22 protein-coding genes and 1 pseudogene are annotated in these 24,054 nt (G+C 61.2%); 10 read left to right on the forward strand and 13 right to left on the reverse strand.

Features of this window, described 5'->3' with window-relative positions; all coding sequences use genetic code 11:
* Nucleotides 1-61: 61 nt before the first annotated feature.
* Nucleotides 62-304 carry an acyl carrier protein gene (locus tag ACM43_RS14915; protein ID WP_271540833.1) on the reverse strand — a complete coding sequence of 81 codons (243 nt, stop codon included), beginning with the start codon at nucleotides 302-304 and terminating at the stop codon, nucleotides 62-64.
* Nucleotides 291-2,165 (reverse strand): HAD-IIIC family phosphatase, encoded by a 1,875-nt coding sequence (locus ACM43_RS14920; protein WP_271540835.1) that lies wholly within the window; start codon nucleotides 2,163-2,165, stop codon nucleotides 291-293. The genes ACM43_RS14915 and ACM43_RS14920 overlap by 14 nt, the downstream gene beginning before the upstream one ends.
* 131 nt (nucleotides 2,166-2,296) lie before the next feature.
* On the opposite strand from ACM43_RS14920, the gene ACM43_RS14925 reads away from it, so the two are divergent.
* Nucleotides 2,297-2,920 carry a GNAT family N-acetyltransferase gene (locus ACM43_RS14925; protein WP_271540837.1) on the forward strand — a complete coding sequence of 208 codons (624 nt, stop codon included), beginning with the start codon at nucleotides 2,297-2,299 and terminating at the stop codon, nucleotides 2,918-2,920.
* Nucleotides 2,921-2,996: 76 nt separating this feature from the next.
* The gene (locus ACM43_RS14930; RefSeq protein WP_271540838.1) at nucleotides 2,997-3,395 is read left to right on the forward strand and encodes a VOC family protein; all 399 of its coding nucleotides are present in this window, start codon (nucleotides 2,997-2,999) and stop codon (nucleotides 3,393-3,395) included.
* On the opposite strand, the gene ACM43_RS14935 is transcribed toward ACM43_RS14930, so the two are convergent.
* Nucleotides 3,376-4,473, reverse strand: a complete 1,098-nt coding sequence (locus ACM43_RS14935; RefSeq protein WP_271540839.1) for a hypothetical protein — start codon at nucleotides 4,471-4,473, stop codon at nucleotides 3,376-3,378. The genes ACM43_RS14930 and ACM43_RS14935 overlap by 20 nt on opposite strands.
* Nucleotides 4,474-4,826: 353 nt before the next feature.
* Between ACM43_RS14935 and ACM43_RS14940 the strand changes: the two genes are divergently transcribed.
* Nucleotides 4,827-5,048 (forward strand): hypothetical protein, encoded by a 222-nt coding sequence (locus tag ACM43_RS14940; protein ID WP_271540841.1) that lies wholly within the window; start codon nucleotides 4,827-4,829, stop codon nucleotides 5,046-5,048.
* A gap of 51 nt (nucleotides 5,049-5,099) precedes the next feature.
* Here the strand turns inward: ACM43_RS14940 and ACM43_RS14945 are convergent, their stop codons facing one another.
* Nucleotides 5,100-5,417: an H-NS histone family protein gene (locus ACM43_RS14945; protein ID WP_404540547.1), complete on the reverse strand. Its 318-nt coding sequence runs from the start codon at nucleotides 5,415-5,417 to the stop codon at nucleotides 5,100-5,102.
* Between the two features lie 928 nt (nucleotides 5,418-6,345).
* On the opposite strand from ACM43_RS14945, the gene ACM43_RS14950 reads away from it, so the two are divergent.
* Nucleotides 6,346-7,035 (forward strand): response regulator transcription factor, encoded by a 690-nt coding sequence (locus ACM43_RS14950; RefSeq protein ID WP_271540845.1) that lies wholly within the window; start codon nucleotides 6,346-6,348, stop codon nucleotides 7,033-7,035.
* A gap of 38 nt (nucleotides 7,036-7,073) precedes the next feature.
* Here the strand turns inward: ACM43_RS14950 and ACM43_RS14955 are convergent, their stop codons facing one another.
* Nucleotides 7,074-7,325 carry a hypothetical protein gene (locus ACM43_RS14955; protein WP_271540847.1) on the reverse strand — a complete coding sequence of 84 codons (252 nt, stop codon included), beginning with the start codon at nucleotides 7,323-7,325 and terminating at the stop codon, nucleotides 7,074-7,076.
* A gap of 335 nt (nucleotides 7,326-7,660) precedes the next feature.
* On the opposite strand from ACM43_RS14955, the pseudogene ACM43_RS14960 reads away from it, so the two are divergent.
* Nucleotides 7,661-7,921 (forward strand): annotated as a pseudogene (locus ACM43_RS14960) (hypothetical protein); the annotation flags it as partial.
* 381 nt (nucleotides 7,922-8,302) lie between these two features.
* Nucleotides 8,303-8,575 carry a hypothetical protein gene (locus tag ACM43_RS14965; RefSeq protein ID WP_157286685.1) on the forward strand — a complete coding sequence of 91 codons (273 nt, stop codon included), beginning with the start codon at nucleotides 8,303-8,305 and terminating at the stop codon, nucleotides 8,573-8,575.
* Nucleotides 8,576-8,743: 168 nt separating this feature from the next.
* On the opposite strand, the gene ACM43_RS14970 is transcribed toward ACM43_RS14965, so the two are convergent.
* Entirely contained in the window at nucleotides 8,744-9,535 is a 792-nt protein-coding gene (locus ACM43_RS14970) for a Crp/Fnr family transcriptional regulator (RefSeq protein WP_271540850.1), read from the reverse strand.
* Between the two features lie 633 nt (nucleotides 9,536-10,168).
* On the opposite strand from ACM43_RS14970, the gene ACM43_RS14975 reads away from it, so the two are divergent.
* Nucleotides 10,169-14,440, forward strand: a complete 4,272-nt coding sequence (locus ACM43_RS14975) for a response regulator transcription factor (RefSeq protein WP_271540852.1) — start codon at nucleotides 10,169-10,171, stop codon at nucleotides 14,438-14,440.
* Between the two features lie 393 nt (nucleotides 14,441-14,833).
* Nucleotides 14,834-15,442, forward strand: a complete 609-nt coding sequence (locus ACM43_RS14980; RefSeq protein ID WP_157286682.1) for a cysteine hydrolase family protein — start codon at nucleotides 14,834-14,836, stop codon at nucleotides 15,440-15,442.
* Between the two features lie 50 nt (nucleotides 15,443-15,492).
* Here the strand turns inward: ACM43_RS14980 and ACM43_RS14985 are convergent, their stop codons facing one another.
* From ACM43_RS14985 to ACM43_RS15010, 6 genes are all read right to left on the reverse strand, one after another.
* Complete coding sequence (locus ACM43_RS14985; protein ID WP_271540053.1) at nucleotides 15,493-16,275, reverse strand: Crp/Fnr family transcriptional regulator; 783 nt, start codon at nucleotides 16,273-16,275, stop codon at nucleotides 15,493-15,495.
* A gap of 129 nt (nucleotides 16,276-16,404) precedes the next feature.
* Nucleotides 16,405-17,559 carry a DUF305 domain-containing protein gene (locus ACM43_RS14990; protein ID WP_271540055.1) on the reverse strand — a complete coding sequence of 385 codons (1,155 nt, stop codon included), beginning with the start codon at nucleotides 17,557-17,559 and terminating at the stop codon, nucleotides 16,405-16,407.
* Complete coding sequence (locus ACM43_RS14995; protein WP_027575113.1) at nucleotides 17,556-17,735, reverse strand: hypothetical protein; 180 nt, start codon at nucleotides 17,733-17,735, stop codon at nucleotides 17,556-17,558. The genes ACM43_RS14990 and ACM43_RS14995 overlap by 4 nt, the downstream gene beginning before the upstream one ends.
* A gap of 161 nt (nucleotides 17,736-17,896) precedes the next feature.
* On the reverse strand, nucleotides 17,897-19,501 hold the full coding sequence (locus tag ACM43_RS15000; RefSeq protein ID WP_271540058.1) for an alpha-amylase family glycosyl hydrolase: 1,605 nt from the start codon (nucleotides 19,499-19,501) through the stop codon (nucleotides 17,897-17,899).
* A complete protein-coding gene (locus tag ACM43_RS15005; RefSeq protein ID WP_271540060.1) occupies nucleotides 19,482-20,063 on the reverse strand; it encodes a hypothetical protein in 582 nt (193 codons plus the stop codon). Before ACM43_RS15005 ends, ACM43_RS15000 begins: the two co-directional genes overlap by 20 nt.
* An 11-nt stretch (nucleotides 20,064-20,074) precedes the next feature.
* Entirely contained in the window at nucleotides 20,075-21,250 is a 1,176-nt protein-coding gene (locus ACM43_RS15010) for a zinc-dependent alcohol dehydrogenase (RefSeq protein ID WP_271540062.1), read from the reverse strand.
* Between the two features lie 166 nt (nucleotides 21,251-21,416).
* Between ACM43_RS15010 and ACM43_RS15015 the strand changes: the two genes are divergently transcribed.
* On the forward strand, nucleotides 21,417-22,199 hold the full coding sequence (locus tag ACM43_RS15015; protein ID WP_271540064.1) for an SDR family NAD(P)-dependent oxidoreductase: 783 nt from the start codon (nucleotides 21,417-21,419) through the stop codon (nucleotides 22,197-22,199).
* A 346-nt stretch (nucleotides 22,200-22,545) separates the two neighbouring features.
* Here ACM43_RS15015 and ACM43_RS15020 read toward each other — a convergent pair whose 3' ends face one another.
* Nucleotides 22,546-22,944 (reverse strand): response regulator, encoded by a 399-nt coding sequence (locus tag ACM43_RS15020; RefSeq protein WP_271540065.1) that lies wholly within the window; start codon nucleotides 22,942-22,944, stop codon nucleotides 22,546-22,548.
* 92 nt (nucleotides 22,945-23,036) lie between these two features.
* Here ACM43_RS15020 and ACM43_RS15025 point away from each other — a divergent pair, with 92 nt between their 5' ends.
* Nucleotides 23,037-24,044, forward strand: a complete 1,008-nt coding sequence (locus tag ACM43_RS15025) for a chemotaxis protein CheB (RefSeq protein ID WP_271540067.1) — start codon at nucleotides 23,037-23,039, stop codon at nucleotides 24,042-24,044.
* Nucleotides 24,045-24,054 lie beyond the last annotated feature (10 nt).

The raw sequence follows: 24,054 nt of genomic DNA on the forward strand, positions 1-24,054 counted from the left end.
GCGCGCGGATCTCGTGCACTCAGCGGGACGCAGCTTCGAACGCACTCGCTATGTCCAACTCTTATGGTTTCATCCGCTTCGCGATCAGGTCGGCGAACTCACCCAGATTCCGCGCCGCCTCGACCTCGCCAACGCGAAATCGGACGCGAAACTTCTGCTCGACGGCGATGACGAGCGAGATCTGCATGAGCGAGTCCCACTCATCGACGTCCGCCGCCGAGAGCTCGGGGGTGGCCGCGACCTTCTCGAGGAAGATTCCGTCGAATACTTCCTGCAACTTCGCCAATATTTCAGCCTGCTTCATAAGCTCTCCGGGCAACATCTATCTTTGTCGAACGCACCTGATACTTCCTCACCTCCAGCTCGAACTCTTTTCGGGTTGCGGAGTCTTCCGTGCGCGCGAAACCAAACTCCTCGTAAACTTCCGCGACGATACCGTTCTTGGTTGTCGGAAGATAAATGCCGCGCACTGTCGTGCAACCAGCCACCTCTGCGAGTCGAAAAATCTCATTCATGATCTCGTCCTCGACCTGGCGCTTCAGCACGCGGCAACTCATGAGCCACGTATCGAGAACGAAGACGCCGCCATCGACCTTTGCAATGACTACGGAGATGAGCCCGGAATCACCGAACTTGTCCTCGAGCCGCATCGTGAAGCACCGGTAGTCCGGCCTTCCCAGCAGTGCCTTGATCTCAGTCTCGGACCGACGCGTCGTCGTCAGGTTGAACTGGTTGCTGCGCGCGATCAGCTGGGCGATGCGAGGAACGTCGAGCGAATCGAATTCTTTGATCGTGCCTCGCATCTCAAGCGAGGCGAGGTAGGCAGGCATGTCGGTGACGCTCGCTGCGAGTTCTGCGCGTCGCCGTTCTTGCCTGTACTGCGCAGTCCGTTCGAGATCCTCCTCGGTGACGGTCCGTGGCTCGAAATGACGTCCGGCCTGGATGCGAACGATGAATTCGGCGGGGTCCGGCCCGAGGAGTACACCTGTCACCAACGGTTGAAACTGGCGCACGATCTCGATTTCCGCCGGGTTGTCGTCGGCAAACACGAAGCTGTCCAGGCCAAGGCGGAGTTCCTGCGCGATTCTCTGCAGGTTGTCGGACTTCGGGTCCCAATTGGCTTTGAAGGCCGCGAAATGCTCGAGCCGGACAACCATCTCAGGATGCTTCTCGAATACCTCGATTGCGCGTGCATGGTCGTTCTTGCTGCATACCGCAAGCAGGACGCCGCGTTGGGAAAGTCCAAGCAGGTATCTCTGGAAAGCCTTGAACGCTTCACCACGGGGGGACGAGTCGCCAAGTTCGATTCCCTCGATACCGTCCTCCGCGATCACGCCGCCCCATAGCGTGTGATCGAGGTCGATCGCCAGGACCTTCTTGGGACTCTGCTTCCGGGAGGCGATCAGGTGGCTTAGCTCTTGCGCGATGTCGACGAGAAAGTCAGGTGAGCCGAGCTGCTTCGATTCATACCACGCTCGCGCATCCGCCGCGGCTGAGATCCCTCGCCGCGCCGAGAGGAACTCGACGTCGCAGATCTGCACCTCAGCTGGGGCCCGAAGCCCGAGCTCGAGATTGACCGCCTTTCGGAAACTCCAGTCGGTGCCAAGCGTGCGTGAACGAAACGAGCCGAGATCGAGGTCGCCGGGCAGCGCAAGGTTGGCGAGGATCGCCGCCGCGCCGGAGCGCGCGGTGAAAGTCCGCGCGAGGTTGAGGAGGTGCTCAGCGGCGCAGACTGCGGCTTCGCGCTGATGTTCGACGGCATCGAGGAGCGAGCCGGAAAACCGGCAGTGGCTCGCGTTCGGCAGTATGAAGGCGAGATCCGGCCTGAAGGCGTACAGTGAGCTCGAGCCGTCTAGAATCTCCGAGACGAAATTATCGTACTCGCCGAGGAAACGTTCGCACTCGATTCCACGAATGGCCAGGAGATGTTCAACCAGTTCGTGCAACGGATAAAGGTTGTAGCCGCCTATCAGGGCGAGGCGGAGTCTTGGCTGGAGGCTTCCGGGTGCATAAAGCTTCGTCTTTTTTCGAAGCGTCGACAGAAAGAACAGCTCGGAGAAGCTCGTCGCTTGCCGCGAGCGGGCGACAAGATGCCCCCAGAACGTGGCATCGCCTGACAACGCCAGGGACTTGAGTTCGGCATCATTGATGGGCCGGTCCGGCACGGGTACTGCAGCTAGAATGGCGAGCCTCCATTCAGGACAGCGACATCATGTGATTGTCCCCTACATTAAATGATGATATGGCTTGGGTCAATTAAATGAATTTAAAGCGCAAATTAAGGTACAATAAATAGATGATGGTGCATATCAGGCCGGAGCCGGTGAACCCAAGTACGCCTTCCACCAAAGCTGAGAATCTGAAGCGGCTTCCCGCAGGAAACAACCTGCTTCTCCGAGAACTTCGGCTGGAGGACTCCGCGCAAGTCATCGCCTGGCGGAACGATCCCGTTCTCGGCAAGTTCCTGACCCGCGAGAAGCTGACCTTGGCTCAGCAGGAAGAGTTTTTCCGGAACTATCAGGCGAGGGTCGACGATTACTATTTCATTGCCGAATTCAAGCGCTCGAAGAAGCCGGCTGGCAGCATCGCGCTTGCGAACCTGGATTTCGCGGCGGGACAGGGCGAAGTTGCGCGGTTGATCGTTGATCCTGCCGCGCGCCTTTTTCTGGCAGAGATGTTCGACCTTCTACTTGAATTCGCATTCGAGCAGCTGGGGCTTTCGGCCGTCGTGGCCAATGTTCAAGGCAGGAATAAAGCCGCGAAGAACTTTCATATTCGCCTCGGCTTCCAAACTGAAAAGGTTGCGCCGAAAGCTTGGTGGAACGGCGACGACGTGATTACGTTTCGGATGTCGCGCGCAGACTATCCACGGCTAAAACAGGTCTGGTCCGCGCTGCTCCTCGATGCACGAGAAGGTTAAACTGTTGGAGCAACCAGCCAGATTCCGTTCGACGCCGCCCGTCTCCCTAGGCTGCCAGGGAAGGGAGGAGCAGCGCATGGATTTGCACTTTCATCACGTGGGAATGGCGTGTCGAAAGATCGTGGCGGAGCTGCCCGAACTCGCGGTCGTTGGCTACAGTCCTGAAGGCCCCATGTTTGAGGACCCTATCCAGCAGGTTCGGATTCAGTTTGTGTCGGGCGGCGGTCCGCGCCTGGAGCTCATTGAGCCGACCGGCGCACAATCGCCGGTGGCGGGCATCTTGAAGCGCGGCAGCAAATTCTATCATCTTGCTTACGAGGCGGCTCGCTTCGACGACGCGATCGCTTGCTTTAGGGCGCAGCAATATCTTCCTGTATCGTCACCCGCGCCGGCGGTTGCGTTCGACATGCGCCGCATAGTGTTTCTTGCCTCCGCCACGCTCACGCTCGTTGAGCTCATCGAGGCGAGGACCTAGCGCGAATTGGCGATTGATCCCGATGCTGGGTAACGATTTGCGCGAGTCCGTCAGACGACACAGCTCTGCTACGCCGAACCCATTCAGCAGCGCGCAGGCCGCCGGCCTGCAGTCTCACGACCGGCTCGGGGCCGAGGTCGGACAGCAGAATGCCCATGTGCCCCAGTTCCGGAGGCGTTGTTGGCCAAACACCCAACCCGCTTGCTGACAATGCGGTTCGATCCATGTCGCCCCAAAACTGCACGACAATGGCGCCAGGGGGCGCGCACGCAACGAGGTGAGCTGCTTCAGCCGAGCCGATGCGAGGCTCAGCCGCCGGTCGCAGCGCAACGATGATTGCGTCCCATTGGTCATGATACAAGGTCCCGACGTCCTCGAAGACGACCACGCTCGCTCCGGAGCTCACGAGACCGGAGCGAAGCGAGCCAATGAAGTCGTTGTCGCACAGCAGGGCAATGCGATTCTTGTAAGCGGATAAGCCGCTATCGTGCAGTTGCTTCACGCACAGCGGACCGAGGAACGAGAAGATATCGACTGACGGGTGACGTTCGTTCACGCCGACGATTGGAATTCCGCGCCGCAAGCATGCGTCCATGTCGAGGTCCTCGGAGCGAAATTCCCAGGCCTCGAACATCAAGGCGATGACGGCCTCCCTCGGTAGCTCATCAATAAGCGAAGCGGTAAGAGGCCGAAGATGGCCGCTGTTGGTTACGATATCCGTCTGATGGATGATATCGAGGGTGATCTGCTCCAGGATCTCGATGCGATGGGCCACGCCGACGGAATCTGCGAGCTTGAGGGTCTGGTCCCTGGCTTCAGCTGAGGTGCCGTGCTGCGTAGTTTTCGTAAAGGCATAGACGTGCCTGGCTCCGGCCATCGCTGCGAGAACGGCCGTCACGGCATACGCCCCGGTCGCAGCCTCGGTGAGAACCGTCAGTTCCGAAAGGTCTAAGAGAGTTTCGGTGAGGGCGCGGCTCATCAGGGCGCCCAAACGTGGCAATGAGAAGCCTGGTCGGAAGGTGGCGTCGAGGCGAGACCGCAATTGGCCGAATGCTGCACCGGACTCGGCCCCGATCATGAATCGCCTCTCGTTTTCGCCAGTTGGGAAAGCGGCCGTTTGGGCGCATGTGCGGCGACTGCTCTAGCCCCGTTCTGTGCCGAAGCGGCGGCTAAAGAGCGATATCGCATCATTTAATGCAGTTGAAATTACAATAGTTACAAACGCGCCCTGTGCATATAATGCGTTCGGTATAAGCTGCCTCTGGATCTCGCTTTGCGCGGGACTTCACCGATGTCGTGACGGATGCTGGCATGCAATAGCACTCGAGGTGTCGTTTGCGGGGAATTTAAAATTCGAGATTAACATATTTAACTTGCGGCGCATCCAAATCCGCTTATTTTCTGTCCTCGACCATTGCAGGGAAAGCGCCGATGAATCCACTCGACTCCAATAGTGAAGACCGTCGTGAGTTCTTGAGGAGCTGCGGAAAGTTTGCCGCCGTGACTCCTCCCGTGATGACGCTGCTGCTTTCGACCTCTCTGACCTCAACCGCCATCGCTAGTTCTGGCGGAAAACTTGTGCAGGGCAACAATGGCAAGGGCAACCGTGGTGGCGACGGCAGTCCTAACGGGAAAGAAGATAGCACTCGCTAGAGTGGCGCCCGCGGCCAAGTCCTGAAGGCTGCCGCGTTGACCGCCCGAGGTTCAGCCGGCCCGGCGGCGCCGTTGTGCGGACGAACGGTCGATCAGGAGATCGTTCAGCTTCTTGCCGGCGCGAAGCTGCGCCTTCAGCCATCGAGGCTGCTTACCACGGCCGGACCAGGTTTCGGACGGGTTCTTAGGGTTCTGATACTTCGGTAGCACGGGAGGGTAGGGGCGACGTGCACGCCCCTCGTTCTGCCCCCCGGCCTTCCCCTCAATCCTGCGAAGCCGCTCTTCAAGCTTGGCTTTTTCCGCGGTCATCCTTCGACTGAGAACAGCCGTGACCTCATCATAGAGCTGCCACAGCTCTGCTGTGGTCATGGATCCCCAGTCCTCATTCCCCATGGAAGCCGTCCCCACTACCTCCGAACCAAATCAGGAGGGGGATTATCAGGTCAAACCGGGGTCCGGCAAGCACGATCCACTCGCGCAGCTTCGTGAGTTGTGCAACGCGGTAATGGAGTTACCGGCTGAGGCTGTACCTCCGAACGAGCGGTCGCTTCCCCCGCCCCCGGGCTCGTCGTTTCGGCGCAAGCAATCGGTGCTCGGCCTTCAACACGCGGTTACGCAAGTTCTGCAATTCAGTGAATTGAACGATGAGAGCCTGATGAGTTTGACGCAAAACTGCTGAAGAATACATGTGACCACCTACTCATTGCCAACGATGCCCTCCATGACCGCTCATTGAAGTTGCTGAATTACGAAGATGCAGCTCCAATTTGGGTGACCGGTTTTCATCGCTGCTACACTGGCTGCGCGACGCAGCCGTTTTTACCCAGCTCGGCCTTGGTGAATAGTATTACTTTTCCTCCTTTCAGAAGCGCGGCTTGTTGAACGGTCTCGCGTTCGTCGAAATTTCGTCGAATGTTAGATTTGAATCGTGAATGACCCAATATATCGTTGGTAATAACAGTGCCACCCTAGTTAATTGAATGTTGACCATCATAACACAGCAGTCTATCCCCGCGCCGATGACATTCTTTGGGAGAATTTGCTGATTGAATCTATCAGACGTTGTCGTAAGAACGCCGGTTTGGTCGAGCTTGCGGCCTCGAATCTTGACCGCATTCTTACGGTGCTGCGCATACTTGCCCATCAAGTTACGGTGGCGCGGTCGCCGAATGTTGGGCTGTCATGGTTTTGAGGCAGTGTGACGTTGTGGCCGAGCGGACTGGTCATCCTCGCGTTTCGAAGAAATTGTTGGATTAAACGGCTGCACGGGGGGTTTTTAGCGATAGGCAGGGGAAGCATGCACCGCACCAGAATTGTCATCGCGGACCGACATCCGATCGTTTTGCAAGGGATCAGGAGCGTTCTTGCAGCGCAGCGCGATTTTGCGATCGTTGCGTCCTGCAGCGATGGTGCAAGCTGCAACGAGGCAATCCGACTTCTTGTGCCGGACGTCGCGCTTGTCGATGCTGCACTGCCCGATGTAAGCAGGCAGCAGATCCTCGCTCCTGCGAACGCTTCAGGCCCAGCTCCCGCGGTGGTCTTCTTCGCCGGTGTCGCGGCCGATTGTGAGTTGCAAAGGCTAGCCTTGAGCGGCGCCTGCATCGTCCTCTCCAAGGATTCGGATGCCGAGATGCTGGTCTCAACCCTGCGGAAGGCCGCCCAGGGCCAAGCAGCGGCATCGCCGGGCCCCTGGCAAACCAATGACGAGCCCCGTCCCGATGAGAAGCCCCTCACACAACTGACGGACCGGGAGCGGCAAATCATGCGGCTCGTGTCGGAGGGTCTATCGAACAAGGAGATTGGACGTCGGTTGAACCTTGCCGACGGCACGATCAAGGTCCACCTTCATCATATCTTCCAAAAGCTGGACATCAGCAATCGCACGGTTCTCGCGGCATTGGCGATTTCGCGAAACGAGCTGAATGCCCCGTCACGTGAGCTGGATTCCCCTGATCTGTTGCGTCAGGATCCGGCGGGCGTGAAATGACCGGGGCGTCTGGCTTCTTCCCGAGCGTGCGCGGGGGGTTATCGTGGCGCCAGATGCCCAGCCATGTCGCTGCAGGCCCCTTCGGCCTCTTCTAACGTTTGAAAGGGCGAACCGCCGATCTTGATTGCGGCTTGGTTTCTGTGGAGCGGACGCCAACTCGCCAAATAGCCGGTGCGTCCATGAAAGCCGGGGCCTCTCGGGCTTTCGAAGCTGATCACGAACGAGAAGCCCTCGCTGGTCGCGCTCCAGATCTCCATGTCGCGGACAGACCGGTGGAATTGCAGTGGCATCGTCATCATCCGTTGCAATCGAGCCCTGCGCTCGACGTCCGTTAAAACGCAAATTAATCATATTAAATGGCGAGCGCAACTCCGAAGCTGCGCCCGAAAGGCCAGGAAGTGCAGGAACGAGCACGGAAATTGCCACGATCAATTGACAGCGCACGTCAAGCAACGCCACTCGCATAAAGAAAATTATCGGTTGAAAATACATTTAATGTATAATACCATAAATTAATATTTTAAACCGAGGAGAGCGTATTGTGACCCGGGACGGCAACGAAGATGACGACCGGCGGGCGTTCTTGAAAACCTGCGGAAGATTTGCGGCCGTCACCCCCCCAGTGATGACTCTGCTTCTATCCACTTCCCTGACCTCAAGAGCCATTGCAAGCTCGGGGGGCCTGCATGGAGTGACGCAGAAGGACGGGAGGCAATCGTCGTTCTTCGATAACGACCGGTCGTCCGTATCGGGACCGGGGAGCTCCAGCGGCGGGTCAACAGGGGGCGGGGGAGCCCCTGGCGGGGGCTCTGCTAAATCATCTCGCGCCGGAGGAGGGGCAGCCGGTGGCGGATCCGGCGGTAGCGGCGGGTCTGGTGGTGGCGGAGGCAATGCGAAAGGGCCTTTCGCAACTGGCGGCGGCTCTGGAATTCCAAACGCACAAGGTGGGCTCGATTGCGCAGAAGAAGATGAGGAAAAGCGCAAGGTCGATTGCCCTGGAGCTAACACGAGGATATCGAGTGCGACTGAATCCGGCGGATAGCCGTGTTCTCAGCCCCATGCGTGAGCCTGCGGGCCGCCGCATGGTTTGGCAGGGCTTGATCTTCCTGCCATGCTTAAACGTCCGGGCGACTGATCCCTTGTTGCACGGCCGCAACGCCCGTTTGGGGTGCAAACCGTGCCAAATGTTAGTGTGATGTGTCGAATTACATCTTTCCGGGCCTATCGATAGCGACTTTTCCTTAAGACCTCGATCGGGAGGCCTGTCATGAATACCCGCGTTGGAGCTGAGAGTCCTGCGGTGCTGCTTCGAGAACGTCTCGATGCGCTGGTCGCGCAGCTCGCGGAAGTTGAGAAACTCAGAGAGCGGGTAGGTCGGGAGGAGAATCTTCAGCGCAAGCTGCGTAAGGCGGGTGGTGCCTTTAACCGAGCTCGAACCGCGAATGGGCGTTCAAGCTTTGCACAGGCAAAGCTCATCCCCGCGCTGCTCGCTCGCAGGAAGTCGGGCTGTTGTGAGAAGCATCCCAAGGCGAACGGATGAGGGGACTTTTCGTCCATTGTACGCTTCGGCCGGGCAGCCGGCCCTAAAGCCGCAAAAAATCGTGAACTCGCTTCGACGCAAAATCGAGCGTTTGCAGCGACCGAGCCTCGCGCGGTTTTGTCGAATGGCAAAGGGTACATGCGGGTGGTTCGCGAAAACGAACTGGTTCTAAGAGCCTGTCCCGGCTATTCGGCTGCCAGGCGAGCGGGAGGCGCTCCGCGCTGGAGGCCTATGAACGAGCCCGACCGTGCTCTGCGAGACGATCCGATCGATTCTGCGGCTCATGACCTTGTAGCATTCGCATGCCATGGCTTCGAGCCGCGGCCGATCGATTTCAAGCTGGCCACGTCGATTGGATCTTAGCGCTCTCGATGTCCGCATTGTGCTCACGACATGTGTGACGGTGGTGCGGCGGACGCCCAGCAATTCCGACAACGTTTCTTGGGTCAGCGGGAGGAGATCGCTGCCATTTGCCCGATCGTGAATGTGAAGCAGCCAGCGCGCCAGGCGGGCTTCGACGGAATGTAATGCGTTGCAGGCCGCCACGTGCTGGAGTTGCGTCAACAACGATCTCGTGAAGACCTGTACCATCGCTGCGACGGCGGGGCTGCAATGCTGCGCTGTCAGGAATTGCGCGGGCGAGATCTGCAGCGCGGTCCCGGCGATGCGAGCAATGGCCGTCACGGGCGAGTGGGAGGCGCCAAGCGCTGATGTCAGACCCACAGCCCCTTCATGGCCCACTATCGTCGTGGCGACCGTCTGCCCGTTCGGCAGCTCCATGATAGTGGCTATCGCGCCGCTCAGGGGGAAGAGAAGATGTTCGATCCGATCGCCTGATCGGACGAGCACCGTATCGCGCTCGATCACGATCTTCCGCAGATGAGGCGCAAGCAAAGCAAAATCGGCTGGCGGCAACGCTGCTAACAACCGATTACCAACCCTGGTCGCGTGGTCCATCATGGGATCAACCCCCGACGGATGCCCGGCGCGAGAACTCATGCCGGCTTGTTGAGCTGCTCTCTTGCGTGCAGCTCAACAGCAGTTAACTTGCAACCACAGATATGGTTCCTGCGAAGAAGGCCGAGCATGCGTTGGCCTGCCGATCGCACCGCGAGCCTGTGCCTCCGACTTCCACTTCAACTTGCGCTGATGCAGACCTGTCGCGGACGCACAATTAACGCGATCAACTTGCCGATGCCAGCCTGCGCGGGGCTGAACAGCATCTCAGCCACCGATCGTTTCTCCGAACAGCTGTTCGGCTGCGAGTGGTGAAGCGCCAGGTGCGGATCGCGAGCGCGCTCTGAAACTTTCGTCTCAGGGATCGAACAGTTTCTTCTGGCCGCCTGTCTAACGCTGTTGGATGACGGCTGTGACCCGGTCGAACGCCCACTCGAAGCACAGCATGGCGTCGCTCCGTTCGGCAAAATGAACACATTCGGCAAATGCGCGCATTTCCCGCCTGAAAACTTGCGATTTTAGGTATGGTTAAACTAATTAAATCTCTTTCTTTATTCGATTAGTTGTATTTTAATGCCCTCGCTCGGCCTCGGCTATATGCCGAAGGACATAGACGGCCGGCTCGAGGCAGGGTCCATGTTAGACACATCTGCGAAACAGGGGATATTTAAGCGCACCCGGCTCGTGATCGCAGACCGACAGCCGATCGTTCTGCAGGGGCTTAAATCGGTACTCGGGGCACAGCCGGATTTCGACGTTGTCGCCTCGTGCAGCGACGGGACAAGCTGCATCCAAGCGATCCGGAATTTGGCACCCGACGTTGCTTTTCTTGCTGACACGCTGCCAGATCTGACGGCATCAGAGATTCTCGCCATTGCGGAAGCTGAGGGCCTACCCACGCGCCTGGTGTTCTTTACCGATTCCGAGACGGACCGCGATCTAACCTCGGCCATCGCTGCTGGCGCGTGTGATGCAATCGCGAAGGATCTCGCACCGGACGCTATGCTGCGATCGCTGCGACTGATGACGAAGCGTAGCTTTTTGGAGCAGTCCGATCTCACGCCAACCGCCGAGGAAACCGACAGCAGCAAAATCGAGAACCTACTGGAGCTATTGACGCCGCGCGAACGTCAAGTTGTACGACTGGTGTCAGAAGGAATGTCGAACAAGGAGATCGCGCACCAGCTAAACGTTTCCGATGGAACCGTTAAAGTACACCTACACAACATATTTCAGAAGCTTGAAATAACCAACAGGACGGTGCTCGCCACCCTCGCATTGCTACAACGCCCGTCCGGGTTCGGAATGTTCTCGCTTGCACTCCTGGCGGTCGCCATTGCGGACGAACTCAAGGCGTCGGAGGCAAACGACATGCTTCCGGATGACGACAGCACCGGCCCCGCCGCGGAGCATGCCGAATATGAGCCCTGGAAGCGAGCTATCCTCCGTCACGCCATCGTCGCGGATTCCGACGAAAAGCCGTCGCTCACTCAGAGAGGCGTTCTTGTCGGGGCGAGCCAAATCTCGACCGCGGCATCGGCAATGGAAGCGCCTCGCACCGCTGAGCAATCCGCAGGCTCGAAATCGTGGAAGGACTACAGTTCTGTTGGATCAAGCACGCCCGGTTTGGCCATACCATCCCTGCGAGGAATGAACGACGCGAAGATTGGAGGTGACTCCACCGCGGAACATCTATTCTCGCGGCTGACATCCAATCCGACGTTGATTCACGGAGGGTATGGTACTTTCGCCACTCTCACCGGTGCGTTGATCTACACACTCAGCGATCCCCATTTGGCATTGCTGTCGCATGACCCGGCCAAAGCGCCGCTCGACAGCTTCGTGGACGTTACCGGATACAATGCGGCCACCAAACTGGCTGCGATCACCAATGCCGACGATCATCATGTAGACGATTCAGTCCCGGGTTTCCTTGCGCAGGCTTCTCGCCTGCCTTCCGCGTTTGTGGCCGCTGAAAACGAAAGCGCCGCCGGAGAAGGCACTCGGGGCCACTCGAGTGATGGTATCGTAGGGGAGACTCTCCAAAAACTTGCCGGCCTCGTGCACTTCAGTCACGATGCCGGCAGTAGCGGATATAGCCATGATCAGCTGATGGGCGGCAACGTTGTTCATCGCGACCCGACCGATTCCAGTTCTACCTCTTCCGACTCTGTCTTCAACTTCGCGTCTGGGCCGAGCAGGATCAATCTTGCGGCTTTCGGAGCCCTTGCCAGGCTTCATATGACAGCAGCAAGCAAGTCCATACCGCCATACACCGTCGCTTGGATCTTCAACTCCACAACCAATGAAACGATCGTCTATGTGAATGCGACCGATCGTGTTCTGGAGATCGGAGACCGCGACCTGTTGGAAATCCATCTGCAGGGGATTGTATCCATCGCAGAATCGGATGTCGTCGGCCAGCCGACAGCCGCGGCGGCCGCTCTCAGCTTGGAGCAGCTCGAAGAAGCGCTGACATCCGCAATTGCAATCGAAGCTATTCTGAGTACCGACAGTGCCCATGCAAGTATCGGGACGAGAGAGAGCACATTCGGGAGCGCTGGAGTTTGGGACAGTCTGGCTGATGCCGGCTTGAGGACTGAATTCGCGCCGGCCCGCACAACGGAAGAGAGCGTCGATGGGACCGAGGGGTCGGCTCGCATATCACCGATCGTGCTTGCTCATGCTGCAGCGGTAACGGAAGTTGAAAGTCTTACATTGAAGAGTCAGCGGAACGATGCAGGCACCGGCCCCAGCATCGCAGCGGCCGGTAGCGCGGGCGGCAGTAACTCACAGCATGTTCTGGAGCCATGGCCTGCAAAGGAAACAGGTGCGGAGCAGACGGACGGTGGCTTCATACCAGGGAGTGATGTCGGTGATGAGAACGAGCATCAATCCCCGGCTTCGGACCCTTCGGGAAAGTCAGGGAAGACGGCAGAAACAGGCAGCGCGGAACATGGCAAGCCGGTGCATTCAACCTCTAAAAACGCACCGGAAGCAGCCGATTTTGGTGAATCGAGCCTCGCGACAGCGCACAGGGACGACCGCGAAGGGGCGCAGCACGCTCCCGAGCAAATGTCTGCAATGGCCGGTGCCAGAGATACGGCCGACGTGAAGTCCATACCGGGCAATCGCGCCGGCAAGGACAACGCGCATGATTCACTGGCTTCGGACGATTCGTCGGGGCCAGCGAAAGCGGCCGAACAAGGCGGTCTGGACGACAGCAACTCGCACGCGTCGGAGCGAGGGTCGGCAAAGGCGGCCACGGAGAAGGCCGAAGCGAAGTCCATGCCGAGCAATCGCGCCGGCAAGGACAACGCGCATGATCCACTGGCGTCGGACGATTCGTCGGGGTTAGCGAAAACGGCCGAACCAGGCGGTCTGGACGACAGCAACTCGCACGCGTCGGAGCGAGGGTCGGCAAAGGCGGCCACGGAGAAGGCCGAAGCGAAGTCCATGCCGGGCAATCGCGCCGGCAAGGACAGCGCGCATGATTCACTGGCCTCGGACAATTCGTCGGGGTTAGCGAAAACGGCCGAACCAGGCGGTCTGGACGACAGCAACTCGCACGCGTCGGAGCAAGGGTCGACAAAGGCAGCCACGGAGACGGCCGACGTGAAGCCAATACCGGGCAATCGCGCCGGCAAGGACAACGCGCATGATTCACTGGCTTCGGACGATTCGTCGGGGTTAGCGAAAACGGCCGAACCAGGCGGTCTGGACGAGAGCAACTCGCACGCGGCGGAGCGGGGGGCGGCAAAGGCGCCCACGGAGCAGGCCGAAGCGAAGTCCATGCCGGGCCATCGCGCCGGCAAGGCCAACGCGCATGATTCACTGGCGTCGGACGATTCGTCGGGGCTAGCGAAAACGGCCGATCCAGGCGGTCTGGACGAGAGCAACTCGCACGCGGCGGAGCGGGGGGCGGCAAAGGCGCCCACGGAGCAGGCCGAAGCGAAGTCCATGCCGGGCCATCGCGCCGGCAAGGCCAACGCGCATGATTCACTGGCGTCGGACGATTCGTCGGGGTTAGCGAAAACGGCCGAACCAGGCGGTCTGGACGACAGCAACTCGCACGCGTCGGAGCGGGGGGCGGCAGCGGCCACCGAGACGGCCGAAGCAAAGGCGACACCGGGCAATGGCCTCGGCAATGACAATGAGCATCATTCCTGGACTCCGGCCGATGCGCCTGGGCCAACGAAAATGGCAGAGCCCAGCGGCTTGGAGCACAGCAACAAATGGGGGCACTCGACCTCTGCTCACGGCCCGAAGGCTGACGAAAGTGTTGCAACGGCCGGTAGCGCGGATCGCGGTAGTACGCAAGACGTCGCGGAGCCGGAGCATGTAAAGGCGACAACCACCGAGTTGGCTGAAACTGTCATGTCCGAGATGAGTGTCGGCGATGGCGGCAATCATCGTGCATCGAACGCAAGCGCGTCGGCAGCAGTGGCCACGGCAAAATTGGCTGACCTGCAGCACAGTAATTCAGGATACAATTCACATTCGTCACACTCGACCTCCGCAAAGGCATCAGCAGCAGCCGAGATTGCCGAATCGAGCGCCACAAAAGGCGATAGTGCAGGGAACGGAAACTCGCAGCACGCTGCGCAACCTGCTGGAATCGCATCGGAGGCCGCACAGCCGGCTAAAGCTGCGTTCGAGGCCGGCGGCGCCGATCGAGAGCGGGTGTTCCGCTTCGACAGCGACGCAACTCCTTTCACTCCCATCGTCACGATTGAACCTAGAGAGGTCCACATTCCGCTCGATCCACGCGCCAAGCCCGGTCAGGCGGCCAACCTCGATATCCTCGTCAAAATCCTGCCCAACGGACTGGATGATCCCGCGGCCAACCATGGCAATAACGGTCCCCATCACGCCCCTGTAGCTGCGCATCATGACCTGCTGATTTGAAATGTTGCATTGTCTCGCGAGCAGGACGCAGGGCCGATGTTGAACAGCTTGCTCCGTATACTGGTCGGTTGATATGCGGCCTGGATCCTTGAGTGGCCGGCCGTGGGACCAAACCGTGCCGTGGGACAGCGCGATCTCTCGAAAAACGCCACCCGACAAGACGCGCCTTGGGTGGCCTTCCTGAAAGATATTCTTAGACTTGAAATGCCCCTTATGCATTGATAGTCCTCGATAACTCATTGAAATCACAGAAAATGCGACCGCCCTCCGAGCGCACCACCTTCATTTTGTAGCTTTTCTGGGCGGGGTTCGCGCTGCACGCCGCGATTCGGAACCAAAGCCCTCGCGCCGCATTCGCAACTGGTCGCCGAATGCGCTTGAAGGTGGAGGACGATGAGGGACGCTATGGCCGATGTTGCCGAGATCCGCGGCGCCGTTCACTTGTGCATCGACATGCAGAACATTTTCGCCCCCGATGGCCTTTGGGCGACGCCCTGGATGGAGCGGGTGCTGCCGACGATCGTCTCGGTCGTTGCGCGCCATGCGGAGAGAACGATCTTCACACGCTTCATCACCCCGCAGAATCCCGAGGATCGCCCGGGGCAGTGGCAGAGTTATTTCCGCCGCTGGCGCCAGGCGACGCGCAGGCATCTGCCGTCATCGGCTCTGGAGCTCGTGCCGGCCTTGGCACGTTTCGTTCCGCCGGCGGCAATGATCGACAAGCCGGCCTATTCCGCGTTCAGCAATCCCGGTCTTGCGAGTCTGCTGGTCGAGAAGAACGTCGGCACCGTCGTGATATCGGGCGCGGAGACGGACGTCTGCGTGCTCTCGACGGTCCTGAGCGCCGTCGATCTCGGCTTCAGGATCGTCATCATCGAGGACGCGCTGTGCAGCTCGTCCGACGTCGGCCACGATGCGCTCATGACGATGTACCGCACCCGCTTCCACGGCCAGGTCGACCTGGTGACAGCAGAAGAGCTGGCCGAGGTCTGGCGGGAGTAGGCTCCCGACGTCATTGAGCCGCGCAAGGTCCTCGCGTCCCACGAGGCGGATCAAGCAACCGCGACGTCTGCCGCCACCGGTCTCGCATGCGGCGGCCGAGCATCGTCCGCGCCGGACCGCATGCTCAGGTAGGTTGGGTCGAAGCCGGCGAGCCGGACCAGCCCCGGCCAGTCCGCGATGGTCAAGGTCTTGCCCTGCCATTGCAGCAGATGGCAGCGGCGCAGCTCCTGGATGGTGCGGTTGGCATGGACCGGGGAGATGCTGCAGGCTGCGGCGAGGTCGGACTGGGTGAAGGGCGAGGACAACCTGAAATCCCGGGCAAGCCCGACGGTTTGCAGCCGCACCGTGATCTCGCAGAGCAGATGCGCCACGCGCGTCAACGCGTCCCGGCTGCCGAGATTGACCGTCCAGTTGCGCTGAATGGCGTGATCGGCAAGCAGCATCAACAGCAGGGCGTGCGACATCGCCGGAGAACGCGCCGCGAGCTCGCGAAAGAAGCGGTGCGGTACGAGCGCGACGATTGCGGAGCCGAGCGCGGTCAGATTGCCCTCGATGCGTGGGCGATACAGGCTTTGCAGGTTGGCGATGTCGCCGGGCACGCAGATCGCGGTGATCTGGCCATCTGCGCTTTCGTCATTCTGCCAGGACAGATATCCCTGGAGCACCAGGCAGCATTGCGTTGCCTCATCGCCGTGCCGCAGGATGGTCTGATGCCCGCCGAAATGCGCGATGCTGCTCGGCATGTCCGCCAGCAGATCGAGATGTTCCGGGGTCAGTTCGACGAGGCTCGTCAGGCGGTCGGCCAGCCTCGAGAAAGCAAATCCTGCCTGCATTTGATCTCCGACGGCCCCCATCGGCTCCAAGTGTGGCCTATAACGACGGCGGAAAGCATTAACGTTTGATAGGTTCGTCTGGAGTATCGGCGAGGCAGCAGGCCGCTTGCCGATACAAGATCCTCACGTTCAATTGACGTTGTCGCCGAGCATGTTGCGGACGCCTGTGGTCACGGCGGCGAGGCCGCGCGTGCCGTGCATCAGCGCGATCTCGCCCTGCTGCTCGTGGCGGATGGCGTGCGCCATGATGCGCAGCCGAGGGTCGCCGCGGCTGTGCCACATCTGGTCGGCCATCCTGACCGCACCGCGGTGATGCCGACTCATCGCCTCGACGAACAGCATGTCGAACTGGTCCGGTGGCGCGGTCTTGACCTGGCGCATCTCGGCCGGCGTCAGGAAGCCCGGCATCGCCGCCCGCTCCTCGGTGCTGCAATCGGGCATCTCCGTGTCGAACCAGCTCAGCCACCAATTCTCGAAGATCCGGTTCTCTCCGGTCTGGCTCGCGACCATCAGCATTGCGAGCTTGCGCAGATGCGGATCCTGCGCGCGCTCGGCAGCCGTCCGCGCCAGCTCGATGCCCTGGGCATGATGCGTTGTCATGTGACGGATGTAGGCCTGGTCTTGATCCCTGTCGCGGCCCATCCACGGCAGCTCGTAGCCATGACCGCCGAACAATGCGACCGCCCCAAGTAGCGCAATCACGGCCAACGCGCCGGTCGTCCACATGTTGGTGAAGCGCACGTCGCGCGCCGGCGCAAGCCCGCGTCGCCAGCGCAGGCGCGCGAACAGGGGATACATCACGGCCGAGGAGCCGTGGACCAGCAGCCCGATCCAGTAGGGTTGTTGCAGCGTGAACAGCGGTTGCCAGAATGGAAACAGCGGCACCAGCACGAACCATTCCATGCCCGAGGAGAACACGGCCCAAGGCAGCGCCAGCAGCAGGATCGTCATCGGCCGCAAGTCGGCCGTCCAGCGTCCGAGCACGCCGAAGAAAACCAACGCCCAGGAAAAATCGGCCCATTGGTGAAAGGCGATCCCGGCCAGGATCGCGCTCCAGGATGGCTCGGAGCTGATCGCCCAGTCGCGCGCAGGAATTGCGGCGACGGTCATCCAGTCGACCGCCGCATCGCGGCCGATGCGGGCAGCGAAGAGCTGGCTGACGATGGTCGAAAAAGTGCTGCTGATCAGGCCGAGTGCGGCCGCGGCAATCCAGCGCGAACGCCGCCGCTCGCCAGTGGTGCGCCGCGCCTCACTCGTGAGTGCTGGTCGCGGCTCCGCGTTCACGTCAGCTGCTTGAGCTTCTTCAGCGGATTGAGTTCGCTCGGCTTGTCCTGTTCGTCGCGCCCGCGCTCGGCCTGCGCCTTGCCGTCATCGTGCAGATCCTGGTCGCCGATGATCTCGCCGACGGCCTGCTTGGTCTTGCCGGCGATCCGCTGCTGCAGACCTTTGGTCTTGCCCATGAGCTGCCTCCGATATGTCCTGCCGTGGCTCACGCCGCTACCCCGGCGCCTGAAGGGGCGTGGGCGCCGGGGCTGCGGTCTTGCAAATTGCTTCCGGCGGCGGGGGGAGACGCCGGAAGCGTTGTTCAGACTCTTCGCGACGCGGATGGTTCCTCCTGACGTCACCGAGGCTCGAGCGCGATGATCACGCCTTCGTTGCCCCGGAGCAGGATGGACGCATCCGGCACCGGCTCGGGAGGCCGATCCAAATGCGTCGACATCAAAAGACGGCCGCGACCTTGCCAATGGAATTTCCGCGGTTCGGCCGCGAGATTGAGCGCGACCAGGATTTCGTTACGGCCATCCTTCCGCTTGTACGCCAGGACATCGTTCTGCGACCGCAACGGTTCGTAGCCGCCCCGTTGCAGGCCGGCATGCTCGCGCCGCAGCGTCATCAGCGCACGAAACAGAGCGAGGATCGAGCGTTCGCCGCGCTGCTGTGCGGCGACATTGGCCGCACCATCGGGCGGCTCGAGCGGCAGCCATGGGTGGCCCGCCGTGAAGCCGCCGTCGGGGCTGTCATCCCACCGCATCGGTGCGCGTTCGGGATCGCGGCACAGGCCGTAGCCGGGCACGAGCTTCTCGAAGGGATCGCGGACGCGGCCAGGCGGGATCGGCACACGCTTGCGGCCGATCTCGTCGCCCATGAAGAAGAACGGCGTTCCCCGCAGCGTCATCAGCAGCATCGCCAGCACGCGCATCTGCGCCTCGCCGATCTTGCTCGCGATCCGTTGCTTATCATGGCCGCCGATGACCCAAACCGGCCAGCCATCGTCGGGGATGGCGTTGAAATAGGCGTCGATCGTGGCCTGCAGCGAGAGGGCGTCCCATTTGGAATCGAGCAGGGCGAAGTTGAGCGGCAGATGCAGGCGCGGCCGGTCATTGCCGTAGAAGTGGCCGATGCGATCGGTCTTACCCTGGACCTCGCCGCACAACATCCTTCCAGGATAGGCGTCGATCACCTCACGGATGAACTCGATGCAATCCATCGTCTCGGGCCGGTCATCGGTGAACACGGGTGTGTGCCGCTGCGGCGGCGGCTTGCCCTCTGCGTTGGGGTTCGACGGATTGTCGCGCAAGAGCCGGTCCTTGATCAGGACCGCACTGGCGTCGACGCGAAAGCCGTCGACCCCGCGGTCGAGCCAGAACCGCATGGAATCGGCGACCGCGGCGCGCACTTGCGGGTTGCGCCAGTTGAGGTCGGGCTGCTCCACCAGAAAGGAATGATAGTAATATTGCCGGCGCGCCTCGCACCATTCCCAGCCGCTGCCGCCGAACCGGCTCAGCCAGTTGTTGGGCGGCCCGCCGTTCTCGGCCGGATCAGCCCAGACGTACCAATCGGCTTTCGCGCTGTTGCGCGAGCTTGCGCTCTCGACGAACCATGCATGATCGTTCGCGGTGTGATTGGGGACGAGGTCGAGGATAAGCCGGATGCCCGCAGCGTGCAGCGCTTCGAGCACGCGATCGAACTCCTCGAGGCTGCCGAAGGCGGGATCGATCGAACAATAGTCGGAGATGTCGTAACCGAGGTCGCGGAAGGGGCTTTTGTAGATCGGCGTCAGCCACACCGCGTCGACGCCGAGCCATTTCAAATAGTCGATGCGTGACATCAATCCGGCAAGGTCGCCCTTGCCGTCGCCGTTCGAGTCCTGAAATGAGATCAGCGCGATCTCGTAGATGACGGCGGATTCCCACCACACAGCTTCGTCACGGGACTCGACGCTCATCACCTTGCTTCACCTCGTTTGTCTCGGCATGTGTCTTGGCATGGGCCGCGATCTGCCTTGCCGCAGTTCGGGCGCTCTCGATGCCCTTGGGAAAGCCGCTGCGGTTCGGATAGAGCTTGCGCCGTGCATCGCGCGGCGGGCGGCGCGGCTTGGTGTCCTGGGCGGCGCGGTAGTCGAGCACGGCGATGCCGCCGACCATCAGCAATGCCAGCGCGATGTTGCCCTTCTTGGGATTGTCCGCCGTCAGCCCGGACAGCAGCGCGGCGGCATCGAGGCCGTCGCCGCCGACGCGGGCCCACAGGCCGGCATTCTTCTCGACCGACAGCGTCATGATCCCGGCCATGATCTCCCGCAGGCCGAAGGCGCGGACCAGCGTCTCATGGCCTTCCATGCCCAGCGTATGCGTGACGCGCCTCGGCGCGAGCAATTCGACCACGCCAAGACCGATGCTGAACCAGCCGAGCGCGCGCGCGAGCTGGTCCGCAGGCCGCTTCAGGCTCGGTCCGCCCTCGACGATCTTGGGGTCGCCCTTGGTGCGCACGATGTTGGAGAAATGAAACATGGCTTGCTCCTTCAGGGCTTCAGCACGACCTTGACGCAGGAATCGCGTTTGTCGCGAAACACCTGGTACATCTCCGGTCCCTGGGTGAGCGGGACGGTGTGGGTGATGACGAAGGACGGATCGATCTCGCCCTCTTCGATGCGGCGGAGAAGGTCGTCGGTCCAGCGGTTGACGTGGGTCTGGCCGGTCCGCATCGTCAGGCCCTTGTTCATGAAGGCGCCCATCGGGAGCATGTCGGACAGGCCGCTGTAGACGCCTGCCACCGAGATGATGCCGCCGGGACGGCAGACATAGATCATCTCGCGCAGCACGTGGGGCCGGTCGCTCTCGGCCATCACCATCTGCTTGGCACGGTCGAGCAGGGTGTCGGGCAGCGACGGCATCACATGCGATTCCATGCCGACGCAATCGATGCATTTTTCCGGGCCCTTGCCGTCGGTCAGCTCCTGAAGCCGTTGCACCACGCTCTCGGTCTCGAAATTGATCGTGGTGGCGCCGCCGGCCTCGGCCATGCTGAGCCGCTCCGGCAGGCAATCGATCGCGATCACCTGGTTGGCGCCGAGCAGGATGGCGCTGCGGATCGCCATCTGCCCGACCGGACCGCAGCCCCAGATCGCGACAGTGTCGGTCGGCTCGATGTCACATTGCACGGCGGCCTGCCAGCCGGTCGGGAAGATGTCGCTGAGGAAAAGCAATTGCTCGTCGGGAATGCCCGGGGGCACCTTGATGTGGGTGGCGTCGGCAAAGGGCACGCGGAGATATTCGGCCTGGCCGCCGGGATAGCCGCCGGTCAGATGGGTGTAGCCGAACAGGCCTGCCGTCGTATGCCCGAACACCTTGTCGGCCAGATGACGCTTGCGGTTGGTGGTCTCACAAACAGAGAAATTGCCGCGCTTGCACTGGTCGCATTCACCGCAAATGATCGTGAACGGCACGACGACGCGGTCGCCCTTTTTCAGTTTGCCGTTGACGCCCGAGCCGACCTCGACCACTTCGCCCATGGTCTCGTGGCCCATGATGTCGCCGGGCAACATGCCTGGAATGAAATTGTGAAAGAGGTGCAGGTCTGAGCCGCAGATGGCGCAGCTCGTCACCTTGATGATGGCATCACGCGGATCCTGGATCTCCGGATCGGTGACGGTGTCGCACCGGATGTCCTCCTTGCCGTGCCAGACCAGCGCCTTCATCGTCGTCCTCCCGGTTGAGCCACGTGCCATCTAAGTCCAGGCACGAACGATGGTTGCTATCGCCGCGTGCAAATTCTTCGCACTGCGCAAATAGGAACGAGAGAGCAGGGCAGCGATTGAGCGTGATCACCTCATTCCAAAGGGCTCAATCACAAGGATTTGCCGCATGCCCGCCAATCAACTCGCCGTCGTCACAGGCGCCTCAACCGGTATCGGTCTGGAACTCGCAAGGTGCTGCGCGCAGGCCGGGTTCAACCTCGTCATCGCGGCGGACGAGCCGCAGATCGAACGGGTGGCTGTCGATCTGCGCCGGCTTGGCGGCAGCGTCGAGCCGGTCGAGACCGATCTTTCCACTACGGAAGGCGTCGACAAGCTGTGCGCTGCGGTCGGTGAGCGCCCGATCAAAGCGCTGCTGGCCAATGCCGGAATCGGCCTCGGCAAGGCTTTCCTCGACCAGGACTTTGCCAGGGTGAAACACCTCATCGACACCAACATCACCGGCACGCTGTACCTGATCCACCGCGTCGGCAACGAGATGCTCCGCCGCAATGCCGGCCGCATCCTGATCACCGGCTCGATCGCCGGCTTCATGCCCGGCAGTTTCCAGGCCGCCTACAACGCCAGCAAGGCGTTCCTCGATTCATTTTCGTTTGCGCTGCGCGAGGAGCTGCGCGATAGCGGCGTCACGGTGACATGCCTGATGCCGGGTGCGACCGAGACCGAGTTCTTCCGCCGCGCCGACATGATGGACACCAAGGTCGGCACCGAGAAGAAGGACGGCGCCTACGACGTCGCCAAGGCCGGCTTCGACGCCATGCTGCGCGGGGAGGCCGACATCGTCACCGGGCTGAAGAACAAGATCCAGACCACGGTCGCCAATGTCACGCCGAACGAGATGCTGGCCAAGCAGCATCGCAAGATGGCCGAGCCGGGTACGGCAAGGTCGTGAGCTGAAGTTCGCCGCAAGCCCCGCGACCAACAGCCGCCCAACGAAACGCTGGACAAGGCGCGGCGGCTGATTCACATAGCCTAATGCGCTGAGTTCGCCGTCAGGCCAGATTGCATCCGTCAGGACGGGGCTGTAATGGCGATGGACCGCGTTGAAATAGCCTTTGTGGCGACCGCTATTACAGGTTTCCTGGTGATGATGGCCGCGATCATCTGGATGATGCTGAGCTGATGGGGCAGGAGGCAGCCTTGCGGATCGCTCTGCCCTATGCGGCAGTCATCCTTTGCCTGGCGGTGACCGCCTGGCTCGCATTCGCGCATCTGTTCTGATCGTCGTCGATCGGTCGTCAGCTTCCAGGCTCGACGAGCAGCGCCGCGAGCTGACGCGCCATCTTGGCAAGATCGATCGGTTTTTCAAAAAGCGGTACATCCTGAAATTCCGGTCCGACGGTGACCCTTTCGTAACCCGTGGTGAACACGAACGGCACGTTGCGCGCCCTCAGTTCGCGAGCGACCGGAAAGATCCTCTCGCTGTGAATGTTCACGTCCAGGACCGCCGCATCCAGCGTGCTGCCGTCACGCAGGAGCTTGAATGCATCCTCGATGTGCCCGGCAGGACCTGCCACCTCGGCACCCAGCGCCTCGAATGCCTCGCTGATGTCGTCGGCGAGGAAATACTCGTCCTCGACCACGAGAACCCTGCGCCCGGTGAAAGGCGCAGGCTGACCGGATGTTGTGCGCAACATCGTTATGATGCCTCAGCCTTCGGTTCGGCCCCGTAGGAACATAAAACGGGGCCCCGCCTTGATCCGAAACGATCAAGTCGAAAACAGGTTCCATGAGCAACCGCGACATCATCGTGATCGGCGGCTCGGCAGGAGCGACCCAGCCACTAAAGCAGATCCTGAGCCGCTTGCCGCCGGATTTGCCCGCAGCCGTCTTCATCGTTCTGCACATTCCGGCGCAGGGCATCGGCATTCTGTCAACGGTCGCCAGGAGCGCCGGCCCGCTTCCGGTCCGCCAGGCCGAAAACGGCATGGAGATCGAGCCGGGGCAGATCTATTTAGCCGCGCCGGACCACCATTTGCTGCTGTCCAGGGATCGGGTGTTGCTCGGGCGCGGTCCGCGCGAGAACCTGGTGCGGCCGGCCATCGACGCCCTATTTCGTTCCGCAGCCATCGCTTACGGGCCGCGGGTGATTGGCGTGCTCCTGAGCGGCCTGTTGTCCGACGGCGCGGCGGGTCTCAACGCCATCAAACGCTGCGGCGGGATGGCGGTGGTCCAGGACCCCACGGATGCCGTCTCCGACGAGATGCCGCGGCGCGCGATGGAGGAGACCACCGTCGACCTCTGCGTTCCCGGCGCCAGTATGGGTGACGTCCTGTCCGAGCTCGCCCGGGAGCAGGCCGGAGCGCCGCTGCCGATCCCCCCGGAGATCAGGCTGGAGGTCGAGATTGCGGCCGGCGACCGGATTGGCAGCGACAAGCTGCTCGCATTTGCCGATCCTGTCGCGCTGACCTGTCCGGCGTGCGGGGGCGTTCTGTCCGAGGTGAAGGAGTCGCGTCCGATGCGCTTCCGTTGCCAGGTTGGCCATGGATTCACGGTCGATACGCTCGCCAAGGAGCAGGAGGGACGCGTCGACGAGGCCTTGCGTGTCGCCTTGCGCATCATCGAGGAACGGGCAGAGCTGGTCCAGCGCATGGCTGCCGATGGCCGGCGCAGCGGCCGGTCCGCGGTCGCCGAGATGTACCAGGCGAGGGCGGCCGAATATCGCGAATATGCCGATATGATCCGGCGGGTGGTGCTACAATCGCTCGATGCTCCCAGCCGCAAGCGGGAGACGTGAGGGGACTGCC

It is taken from the genome of Bradyrhizobium sp. CCBAU 45321, from assembly GCF_028128975.1.
Lineage (GTDB): Bacteria > Pseudomonadota > Alphaproteobacteria > Rhizobiales > Xanthobacteraceae > Bradyrhizobium > Bradyrhizobium yuanmingense.